The sequence below is a fragment of the Archangium sp. genome, assembly GCF_036389735.1.
In the GTDB taxonomy this organism is placed as follows: Bacteria; Myxococcota; Myxococcia; order Myxococcales; family Myxococcaceae; genus Archangium.
Genome location: NZ_DASVWK010000908.1, coordinates 1 through 10,407, shown reverse-complemented (window position 1 = coordinate 10,407; position 10,407 = coordinate 1). Strand labels below are relative to the sequence as shown.

The 10,407-nt window shown below is 71.2% G+C and carries 12 protein-coding genes; 7 read left to right on the top strand and 5 right to left on the bottom strand.

Features of this window, described 5'->3' with window-relative positions:
• The 7 genes from VF794_RS32305 to VF794_RS32275 all read left to right on the top strand — a co-directional run.
• A partial coding sequence (locus VF794_RS32305) for a PilZ domain-containing protein (RefSeq protein ID WP_331116967.1) occupies positions 1-530 on the top strand: 530 nt, incomplete at its 5' end.
• 45 nt (positions 531-575) lie between these two features.
• The gene (locus VF794_RS32300; RefSeq protein WP_331116966.1) at positions 576-959 is read left to right on the top strand and encodes a response regulator; all 384 of its coding nucleotides are present in this window, start codon (positions 576-578) and stop codon (positions 957-959) included.
• The gene (locus tag VF794_RS32295) at positions 956-1,591 is read left to right on the top strand and encodes a GAF domain-containing protein (RefSeq protein ID WP_331116965.1); all 636 of its coding nucleotides are present in this window, start codon (positions 956-958) and stop codon (positions 1,589-1,591) included. The genes VF794_RS32300 and VF794_RS32295 overlap by 4 nt, the downstream gene beginning before the upstream one ends.
• Positions 1,592-1,619: 28 nt before the next feature.
• On the top strand, positions 1,620-3,317 hold the full coding sequence (locus VF794_RS32290; protein WP_331116964.1) for a chemotaxis protein CheA: 1,698 nt from the start codon (positions 1,620-1,622) through the stop codon (positions 3,315-3,317).
• A complete protein-coding gene (locus VF794_RS32285) occupies positions 3,254-4,963 on the top strand; it encodes a methyl-accepting chemotaxis protein (RefSeq protein WP_331116963.1) in 1,710 nt (569 codons plus the stop codon). The genes VF794_RS32290 and VF794_RS32285 overlap by 64 nt, the downstream gene beginning before the upstream one ends.
• A gap of 14 nt (positions 4,964-4,977) precedes the next feature.
• Positions 4,978-5,496, top strand: coding sequence for a chemotaxis protein CheW (locus VF794_RS32280; protein ID WP_331116962.1), 519 nt, complete (start codon positions 4,978-4,980; stop codon positions 5,494-5,496).
• Positions 5,493-6,386 carry a protein-glutamate O-methyltransferase gene (locus VF794_RS32275; protein ID WP_331116961.1) on the top strand — a complete coding sequence of 298 codons (894 nt, stop codon included), beginning with the start codon at positions 5,493-5,495 and terminating at the stop codon, positions 6,384-6,386. The genes VF794_RS32280 and VF794_RS32275 overlap by 4 nt, the downstream gene beginning before the upstream one ends.
• Here the strand turns inward: VF794_RS32275 and VF794_RS32270 are convergent.
• From VF794_RS32270 to VF794_RS32250, 5 genes are all read right to left on the bottom strand, one after another.
• Complete coding sequence (locus VF794_RS32270) at positions 6,379-6,864, bottom strand: PilZ domain-containing protein (RefSeq protein WP_331116960.1); 486 nt, start codon at positions 6,862-6,864, stop codon at positions 6,379-6,381. The genes VF794_RS32275 and VF794_RS32270 overlap by 8 nt on opposite strands.
• 13 nt (positions 6,865-6,877) lie before the next feature.
• Complete coding sequence (locus VF794_RS32265) at positions 6,878-7,369, bottom strand: PilZ domain-containing protein (protein WP_331116959.1); 492 nt, start codon at positions 7,367-7,369, stop codon at positions 6,878-6,880.
• Positions 7,370-7,420: 51 nt separating this feature from the next.
• Positions 7,421-8,836: a glycoside hydrolase family 1 protein gene (locus VF794_RS32260; RefSeq protein ID WP_331116958.1), complete on the bottom strand. Its 1,416-nt coding sequence runs from the start codon at positions 8,834-8,836 to the stop codon at positions 7,421-7,423.
• Positions 8,833-9,477, bottom strand: a complete 645-nt coding sequence (locus tag VF794_RS32255; protein WP_331116957.1) for a hypothetical protein — start codon at positions 9,475-9,477, stop codon at positions 8,833-8,835. Before VF794_RS32255 ends, VF794_RS32260 begins: the two co-directional genes overlap by 4 nt.
• Before the next feature lie 89 nt (positions 9,478-9,566).
• Positions 9,567-10,407 (bottom strand): HAMP domain-containing sensor histidine kinase (locus VF794_RS32250; RefSeq protein WP_331116956.1); only part of this gene is annotated, 841 nt, incomplete at its 5' end.

Sequence of the window (10,407 nt, the reverse complement as noted above, 5' to 3'; positions counted from 1 at the left end):
CGGCCGAGGAGATGCTGCGCGTGGAGCGCCTGCGCACCGAGGCACGCCTGGGCCGCGTGCCCACCGTGGTGGTGTCGAGCGGCGAGCCCAACGAGGTGCAGTCCTTCGGGCAGGTGTGGTTGAGCACGCGCTCCCTGGCTCCCCGCCACCTGGTGTCCCGCATCAACGGCCAGCTCCAGCGCAACCTGCTGGCGCTGCTGGTGGACGAGCGCGTGCCCTTCGTCTGCCCCGTGGAGTTCCGCGAGGTGGGCAGCTTCTCCTGGTCCTCCTGCTTCTCCAGCGCGCTCAGCCCCGGCGCCCTCTTCGTTCGCACCCTGGTGCCCGCGCGCCCCGGCGCCGCGCTGGACCTGCGCATCCACCTGCCCACCACCCGCGAGGTGCTCGAGGGGCCCGGCCTCGTCGCCTGGGCCAACCCCTATGCGCCCTCCCGCACCGCCTCGTACCCGCTCGGCATGGGCATCCAGTTCCTGGGCATGAGCCCCCGGCGGTTGATGCAGCTGCGCGAGCTCATCCGCGCCAGCGCCCCGTGAAGCCCGCTCCCCGTCCCACCCTCTCCCCCACCCCGGAGGAAGACCATGCCCAGGAAGAAGATCCTCCTCGTCGACGACTCGCACACGGTGCTGCTGCTGCACCGGATGATGTTGTCCCACTGTGGCTACGAGCTGCTCACCGCTCGCGACGGGCAGGAGGCCCTCGAGAAGGCCTCCACCGAGCGCCCGGACCTCATCTTCCTGGACGTCCTCATGCCCCGCATGGACGGCTTCCAGGCGTGCCGCGCGCTGCGCTCGCGCTCGGAGACGAAGGACGTCCCCATCATCCTCGTCACCACCCGCGGCGAGCCCCACTACGTGCGCCAGGGCTTCGAGAGCGGGTGCACCGACTACATCACCAAGCCCTTCGACGGTGAGGAGCTGCTGGCGAAGGTGCGCAGCCACCTCGAGGAGGCGCGGCGGGTATGAGGGAGCGGCTTCGGTGGGAGAACGAGACCCTGCGCGCGGAGGTGGCCGCCCTGCGCGCGCGAAACGAGCAGCTCCAGGCCTCGCTCGCACGGCGGCGGGAAGAGGAGTCGTGGCGGGTCCAGCGCCAGGGGCTGGTGGAGGCGGAACTCGCCCACCTCGTGCGCCTGCGCGTGGCCTCCCAGCGGCTCAATGAGTCGCTCAATCCGCGCGAGCTGCTGGACATCCTCCAGGATCTGCTCGTCAACCTGGTGGGCTCGGAGATGCTGGGCATCTTCGAGCTGGACCCGGCCGGGCCCTCGTTGGTGCTCCAGGTATCGCTGGGCATCGACGCCGAGCGCTTCCGCCGGCTGCCCCTGGGTGAGGATCCCATCGGCCACGCGGCGCGCACCGGCTCGCCCTGGCTGGCGGACCTGATGGAGGAGGAAAGCGCCCGAAATCGGACAGAAGGGCCGCGCGCGTGCGTGCCCCTGAGACTGGGCCGCCGTGTCCTGGGGATGATGGTGCTCTTCGAACTGCTGCCCCACAAGCCGCGCCTGGAGCCCGAGGATCGGGAGCTCCTGGAGCTGCTCGCGACCGAGGGGGCCCGGGCCCTGTACTGCGCCCGTGGCATGACCACCGGGGCCCCGTCCTAGCGGGCGGTTCGAGGAGAGGGAACACACGGTGGAACTGGACAGGGAGCAGCTGCTCGCCACCTTCGCCGGGGAGGCGGAGGACATCCTCACCGAGATGGAGGAGACGCTCGTCGGGCTGGAGGAGCATCCGGACGACGAGCGGCTGAGCTCCATCTTCCGGGGGGCGCACACGCTGAAGGGCGCCTCGGCCGCGCTGGGGTTCTCCGGCATGTTGGACCTCTCGCACGTGCTGGAGGACGTGCTGGAGGCACTGCTGGAGCGGCGGCTGCCGGTGGCGGACGAGCAGGTGTCGCTGCTGCTGGAGGTGGTGGACCGGCTGCGGGAGATGCTGGAGGTGGCGCGGGCGGGGAAGGAGGATCCACCCTCGGGCCCCGAGTCGCTGCTGGAGCGCCTGAGGGCCTTTGGCGCGACGGCGCGGGAGCGGGAGGCGCTGCCGCGGAGGGGGGCGCCAGAGGCCGAGCCGGAGGAGGCGCTGGCGGGAGGGCGGCGCGGGCGCTCGCTGCGCGTGGACGTGGAGAAGCTGGACCGCATCGCCACCCTCACGGGCGAGCTGGCCATTGCCCGCGGACGACTGGCGCAGGTGCTGCTGACGGGCACGAAGGAGGAAGCGTTGGAGGTGCACCTCGAGGCGGATCGCCTGCACGAGGAGCTGCGCGAGGAGGTGATGCGGGTGCGGATGGTGCCGGTGGGCCCGCTCTTCCGACAACACCTGCGCACGGTGCGCGACCTGTCACGCCAGGAGCGCAAGTGGGCGCGGCTGGTGCTGGAGGGCGAGGACGTGGAGGTGGACACCGCGCTGGTGGAGGGCCTGCGCGAGCCGCTGCTGCACCTGGTGCGCAACGCGGTGGACCATGGGCTGGAGGTGCCGGAGGAGCGCAAGGCGGCGGGCAAGGAGCCGTGTGGTACGCTGGTGCTGCGGGCGTTCCACGAGCCGGGCTCGCTGGTGGTGCAGCTCTCCGACGATGGACGGGGCCTGCGCTACGACAGGCTGAAGCAGAAGGCGCGCGCGCTGGGGCTGGAGCCCGAGCGGATGCCGGTGGAGGAGCTGGCGGAACTCGTCTTCCTGCCGGGGCTGTCCACGGCGGACACGGTGACGGAGGTGTCCGGGCGTGGGGTGGGCATGGACGTGGTGCGCCGTGGCCTGGAGTCGCTCCGGGGCCAGGTGACGCTGCGGAGCGAGGAGGGCCAGGGCACCACCGTGACGCTGCGGGTGCCGCTGACGCTGGCCACCATCCAGGGCTTCGCGGTGGGCGTGGGCGAGGAGACGTACGTGCTGCCGCTGGAGGCCGTGCAGGAGTGCCTGGAGCTGCCGACGGAGCGGAGCGGACAGCCGGGCTGCGGAGTGCTGAACCTGCGGGATCGGGTACTGCCCTACCTGCGGCTGCGGGACGTGCTGGGCGTGGAGGGTCCCGGATCGGGCCGGGAGAGTGTCGTCGTGCTGGGCCACGGCGGAGGCCGGGCGGGCCTGGTGGTGGACACGCTGTACGGCGAGGGGCAACACGTCCTCAAGCCGCTGGGTCGCCTCTTCCGCGGCCTGCCCGGGGTGTCGGGCTCCACCATCCTCGGCAGTGGTCGCGTGGGGCTCGTGCTGGACGTCCCCAGCCTGCTGCGCACGGCCCTGCGCCAGCTTTCACACCTTCGCGGTCTCCAAGAGAGAGAACCATGCTCGAGAAGCTCACCATCGCCAGGAAGCTTCAGCTCGGCTTCGGCCTCCTCGTCGTCCTGATTGGCACCGTCATCTGGGGCTCCTACGGCTTCTTCTCGATGATCGTGAACGAGTCGGGCTACTTCCGCGCCCACGACGCGCAGATCGAGCTGCTGTCGATGAACAACGCCCTGGTGGAACTGGAGGCCCGGGCGCTGGGGTTCGCGTACACGGGTGAGGAGTCCTGGCTCGAGCCGACGCTCGCGCTGAAGGCGCGGGTCGTCGAGACCCACGGCCGGTTGAAGACGCTGCTGGCGGACAGCCCGCGCGATCAGGAGCACCTCCAGCAACTGCTGACCCAGTACCAGCAGCAGTTCCTTCCCCACCTCGAGCACCAGGTGGCGCTGCGCCGGAGCACGGACGCGGGCCGTGAATCCCAGGCCTCGAGCCTGGCCTACGTCCAGAGCGGCAAGGTCCGGAAGATCCTGGCGACCATGAATGGCACGGCGGAACTCATCCGTCAGAGCACGCTGGCCCAGCGCCAACGCCTCACCCAGGTGTCCAAAGCGCAGGTGGGATCGGTCACACGCATGTTGGTGACGGGAGGCGTGGTGGGTCCGCTGCTGGCGGTGCTGCTGGCGTGGGTGCTGGCACGCAGCATCGTGAAGCCGCTGGCCGAGGGGGTGTCGCTGACGGGGAGGCTGGCGTCGGGAGACCTGACGACGGCCATCGAGGTGAAGGGGCAGGACGAGACGGCGCGGATGATGGAGGGGATGAGGGAGATGGTGCAGCGCTTTGGCAGCGTGCTGGGCGAGGTGAGGGGCGCGGTGGGCTCGCTGACGGGAGCGTCGGGGCAGGTGGCCGCGGCGGCACAGGCGCTGTCACAGGGCACGAGCACGCAGGCGGCCTCGGTGGAGGAGACGACGACGAGCCTCGGGCAGTTGAGCGCCTCCATCAGCCACAACGCGGAGACGAGCAGGCAGTTGGAGGCGATGGCGGTGAGGGGGGCGGCGGAGGCGGAGGAGGGGGGACGGGCGGTGAACGAGACGGTGGAGGCGATGGCGGCCATCGCCGAGCGAATCTCCATCGTGGAGGAGATTGCGTACCAGACGAACCTGCTGGCGCTGAACGCGGCGGTGGAGGCGGCGAGGGCGGGGGAGCACGGCAGGGGCTTCGCGGTGGTGGCAGCGGAGGTGCGCAAGCTGGCGGAGAGGAGCCAGAAGGCGGCCAAGGAGATTGGGAGCCTGGCCAGCCGCAGCGTGAAGGTGGCGGAGCGCTCGGGAGGGCTGTTGAAGGAGCTGGTGCCGTCGATTCGAAAGACGGCGGAGCTGGTGCAGCAGGTGGCGGCGGTGTCGAGGGAGCAGGCCAGCGGAGTGGTGCAGATGAACCGGGCGATGGTGCAGGTGGACCAGGTGACGCAGCGCAATGCCTCGGCGGCGGAGGAGTTGTCGTCGACGGCGGAGGAGCTGGCGGCACAGGCGGAGTCGTTGCAACAGATGATGACGTTCTTCCGGGTGGCCGAGGAGGCTCACGGGCACTTCGGAGGGATGAACCTGCCGAGGCCACACCGGCCCTCGGGGACGCACCTGGTGCCGATGCACTCGCCCGCCCAGGGGCTGAGAGCGGTGGCGCAGGCGCTGCCTCCCACACAGGTGTCACCCACGTCGTTCCCGGCGGTGCCCGAGCGCGCGGTGAACAGCTCGGACACGGACTTCAAGCGTTTCTAGGACGGAGAGCCCCCATGAGCACCCACACCCACTTGAGCGCGGCCCCCGAGGTCGCCCGTCCCGCGCAGTACCTCGGTTTCTCGCTGGCCGGCGAGATGTACGCCATCGAGTTGCTGCGCATCCGTGAAATCATCGAGCACGTCCCCGTCACGCGGGTGCCGGGCATGCCGCCCGCGGTGCTGGGCGTCATCAACCTGCGAGGCCGCGTGGTGCCGGTGGTGGACCTCGCGGTGAAGATGGGGCTCGGTCCTCGCCCCATCACCCGCTGGACGTGCTTCGTCATCGTCGAGGCGCTGATGGACGGCGAGCGCACCACGCTGGGGTTGCTGGCCGACTCCGTCTCCGAGGTGCTCGACCTGGGCCCGGGCGACATCGAGCCTCCTCCCGCCTTCGGTACGCGCGCCCCGGTGGGCTACCTGCGGGGCATGGGTCGCCAGGAGCAGCGCTTCATCCTCCTGCTCGATCTGGATCGGCTGCTGTCGGCCGACGAGCTGCTGAGCCTGGTGGGGGCCTCGTCCGGTGGGGGCGCATGAGGACGGCGACTTCCTCGGCAGTACCCATCGCCCCCGGTATCGGTCCGCTTCCGCTCACGGACCGGGAGTTCTCCCTCTTCCAGGCACTGGTGGAGCAGGAGGCGGGCATCCACCTCGGCCCCACGAAGCAGGCGCTGCTGGTGGGGCGGCTGTCCCGGCGGGTGCGCGCGATGGGGTTGCCCTCCTTCGGCTCCTACTACCGGCTCGTCAGCTCGCGCGGCAACGAGGCCGAGCGGATCCGCATGCTCGACTGCCTCTGCACCAACGAGACGCACTTCTTCCGCGAGCCGGAGCACTTCAACTTCCTGCGGCAGCGGGTCTTCCCCGAGTGGACGCGCCGTGCGGCGCAAGGGCTGATGGAGCGGCGCGTGCGGGTGTGGAGCGCCGGGTGCTCGACGGGGGAGGAGCCGTACTCGCTGGCCATGGCGCTGCTCTCGCACTTCCCTCCGGACTCGGGCTGGGACGTGGAGGTGCTGGCCACGGACCTGTCCACCTGGGCGCTGGAGCGGGCCCGGCAGGGGCTGTGGCCCCTGGAGAAGGCGGCGAGCATTCCCAGCCCCCTGCTGCGGGCCTTCATGTTGAAGGGCGTGCGCAGCCAGGAGGGGTTGATGAAGGCCGGCCCGGAGCTGCGCTCGGTGCTGCGCTTCGCGCGCGTCAACCTGAACGACGAGCGCGGCTGGCCTCCAGGGCCCTTCGAGCTCGTCTTCTGCCGCAATGTCCTCATCTACTTCGGGGCCGAGTCCCGGGCCCAGGCGCTGAGCGGGTTGCTCCACCGGCTCCAACCCACGGGCTACCTGTTCCTCGGGCACGCGGAGAGCCTCACCGGCAGCGCCGAGACCGCTCGCTGCGTGGCTCCCAACATCTACCGCGCGCGTGGCGACCTTACTTGATGCGCTCCAGCGCGAGGTCGAACAGCGTCATCTCCAGCCGCTCCGCGTCCTTCTCCGGAAGGGCCTGGAAGATGAAGGAGACGCGGTGGGTGCCGAGCTTGCGCTGCACCGACCCCACCCGGGCCCGGCCCACCAGCGGCTCCGCGTTGCCCGGCAGGCGCAGCGAGAAACCGGGCTCCTCCGAGTCGGGGGGCGGCGTGTGCAGCATCACCGAGAAGCCACCCACGGAGATGTCCAGCGTCATCGCCCGCGTCTGCCCCAAGGCCAGGTTCAGGTCCACCTGAAGCCCCTGGGCGACCCGGAAGTTGCGCCGGGCGGACATGCCCGGCGGCAGACTCTGGCCCTGGGCCGCCGTCAGCGCGCGCGCGAACCGCTCCTTCTCGGCGAGGTAGCGCCGCTTCTCGACCTCGGGAAGCTGCCCCTTGCGCGCGCGCGCATGCAGGGCCCGGAACTGCTCCACCCATTGGTTGGTGCTCATGGGGTCCCTCCCTTTACGGAGGGACGATGCCCACGCGCTCCAGCGCGAAGTCGATCAGGAAGCCCTCCAGCATCTCGGACTCGCGCTCGGTGAGGTCCAGGAAGGCGAACGAGGCGCGGTGCTTGTCGGCCCGCTGGAACTGGGCCGCCACCCGCACCCGGCCCGCCAGCGCGATGCCATTGGGCAGCTGGAGCAGCGCGCTGGGCCGCTCCTTCGTGTCCACCGCGTGTGGCAGCGCCACCGAGAAGCCACCCGCCGAGATGTCCAGCGTGTTCGTCCACACGTTGCCGTAGGCCATCTGGAGCTCCACCGGGAGCTGATGGGCCACGCGGTAGTGCTTGCGCGCCTCGGCGCCGTCGAGCATCAGCCCCTGGGCGCTGAGCATGGCCTTGGCGAACTGCTCGCGCGCCGCGAAGTAGGCCGGCTTCTCGGTCTCTCCCAGCTGTCCCTGCCGTGCCCGCGCGTGGAGCGCGCGGAACTCGTCGATGAAATGGATCACACCCATGGAGTGGCTCCTCTGTGCTCGTACTTTCTGGGAATTTCGCCCTCCCGTCCATCAGGGAGTGGGCGTCAACCCCAGGTTACGCGCTGCTTCACGGAAGGTTTCCACCGCGGGTGTGGCCTGCCGCCCCAACTCCGGGATGCTCCGGTCCACGCGGAACAGGCCGAAGCGCGGCTCGTAGCCCTCGGCCCACTCGAAATTGTCGAGCAGGCTCCAGTGGAAGTAGCCGCGCACGTCCGCGCCCGCCGCCACCGCCTGCTCCACCGCGTACAGGTGGCTGCGCAGGTAGTAGGGGCGGCGCTCGCCGGTGCGGTCATCCATCCCGTTCTCCGTGACGACGAGCGGCAGGCCCAGGGCCGCGTAGCGCTTGAGGAAGAGGTAGAGGCCCTCGGGGTAGAGCTCCCAGCCCAGGTCGTTGGTGTCGCGCCCCCTGGGGACGTACTTGTGGGAGAAGGACGGGGAGGCGTCCTGCCGGACATGGTCGCGCGAGTAGTAGTTGATGCCGAAATAGTCGATGGAGCCCTGGAGGCCCGGCACGTCGCGCTGGAGGGACACGGAGCCCGGCACGGACAGGGAGATGCGGCCGGTGCGCAGGGCGTTGGGGACGCTCTCGTTGAAGAACTCGTCGGTGAGGCCGGCCACGGCGAGGTCGGTGGTGGAGCCACTGGCGGGCTGGAAGACGCGCACATGGTGGGCGAGCCCCACCAGGGTGGCCTTGCCGTCCCCGTCCGCGTCCACCTGGTCATGGGTGCGCAGCTGGCGCGCGGCGCGGGCGTGGGCCTCGATGAGGTTGGCCAGCACGGTGGCCATGGCCTTCGTGTCCTTCTTGCCCGGTGGCCAGACACCGTCCATGTAGCCGAACACCGCGTACACGTTGGGCTCGTTGATGGTGCACCACCAGTCCACCTCGCCCCCGAGCAGGTGTGCCACGTGGCCCGCGAAGCGCTCGAAGGCGTCCAGCGTGGCGGGATTCTCCCAGCCGCCGGACTCGGCCACCCAGGTGGGCAGGGTGAAGTGGTGGAGCGTCACCACGGGCTCGATGCCCTGCGCGCGCAGGGCCTGGGCCCACTGGCGGTAGCGCGCCGCGGCCTCGGCGTTCCACTCGCCAGGGACGGGCTCCAGGCGGCTCCACTCCACGCTGAAGCGGTAGGCGTTGGAGCCCAGGCGCTTCATCAACGTCACGTCCTCGTCGAAGCGGTTCCACGAGTCCGTGGCGGGGCCGGACACGCTCCGGTCGTGGATGTGGGGCGTGCCGTCCGGGAAGCTGGCGCGCTCCCAGGAGGCCCAGTCGTTCTCGTTGCCGCCCTCGATTTGATGGCTGGCGGTGGAGGTGCCCAGGAGGAAGCCACGGGGCAGCGCCTTGCCGAGCGGGGTGGCATTCACCTTCTCGGGCTCGAAGGAGGGCCGCTGCTCGCCGCAGCCGGCGAGGAGGGCGAGGCCCAGGCCGAGGAGGAGGGGGCGGGGGCTCATGGCCGGGCTCCGGCGGAGGAAGAGGAGGGACGGGCGGTGAGGCCCAGGGTGAGCAGCGCGGACTGGGCGTTGCCGAGGCGGAAGGCGAAGCCCTCCACGCGCAGGCTCAAGGAGGAGGAGAGGGGGACGCTGGCCCAGGCGCGGGCGCCGAGGGGCAGCACGTAGGCGAGGCCGAGGCCGCGCCAGGAGGCGCCGACGTGGGCGGGCACCAGGCCGTGCAGGTCGAGCAGGCCGGCGTGCAGGTCCACGGGGCCCACACGGTAGAGGGCCTTGAGCGAGGGCAGCACCTGGAGGGCGGGCCGGGCGGCGTAGGCGAGGCCGAGCACGGGGCCGCCGACGAGACTCCAGCGCTCGCCGGTGTAGCCGACGCGGGCGGTGAGGGTGAGGCTGGCGCCGGCCCCGCCGCGCTGGAGCGGCACGAGGGAGAGGACGCCTCCGTCGAAAGTGAAGCCGCCGAGGAGGAGGTGGCCCGAGAGGGCCTGGGCGGCGAAGGAGTCCATCCAGGCGCCGCCCCCGTGGGTGAAGCCTCCGGAGAGGGCACCGAGGTCCACCTTCAGCTCGGAGCCAGGCAGGGCGCGCTCCCGCGCGTGCGCGGGCGGGGCCAGGGCGAGCACGACGAGGGCGAGCAGAAGGGGACGCATGGAGGGCCGCACGATAACCGGGCGGCCGGGGAGCCGGAACCCGAAGACACCCGGATTCCTCTCCTGGTGCGTCCTGGCTCCTCTCCGGGTTATACGGTGGGGCGCGGCTCCGCTTCGGCGCTCGTGGTGACGCCCGGCAGCGTGAAGGTGAAGGTGCTGCCGTGGTCCAGCTCACTCTCCGCCCAGATGCGGCCCCCGTGCGCCTCCACGATGCCCTTGGCGATGTACAGCCCCAGGCCCGTTCCCCGGCTCTCCGCTTCCTTCGCCTGCCAGTAGCGCTCGAAGACGTGCGGCAGCGCCTCGGGTCGGATGCCCGAGCCCGTATCCTTCACCCACAGTTGGACCTCGCCCCGCTGCACCCGCGCGCCCACCGTCAGCTGTCCGCCGTCCGACGTGAACTTCACCGCGTTGCCCAGCAGGTTGCCCAGCACCTGGAGCACCCGCGTCCGGTCGCACGTCACCCGCACGCCACCGTCCGGGAGCTCCGCCGCCACCCGCAGCCCCCTGGCCTCCGCCAGCGGTCGCACGCTCTCCAGCGCCTCCGCCACCAGCGACGCCACGTCCTGCACCGACGGCTCCAGTGGCAGTCCGCCCGCTTCGATCCGGCCCCAGTCCAACAGGTCCGAGATGAGTCGCGCCATCCGCTCGGCCGCCGCCTGGATGCGCCCCGCCTGCTTCTGCACCGGCTCGCCGCCCGGCTTGCCCTGGCTGCCTCGCAGCAGCAGCGCCGACGCCAGCTGCACCACCCCCAGCGGGTTCTTCAAATCGTGCGACACCACCGCCAGCAGATCCTCGCGCGCTCGCGTGGCCCGCCTCGACTCGCCGAAGAGCCGCGCGTTGTCGATGGCCAGGCTCGCCCGCTGGCACAGGTCCTCCGCCAGCGCCAGGTCGCTCGGGCCGTAGCGCCGCCCCGAGGCCCCCGACACGAAC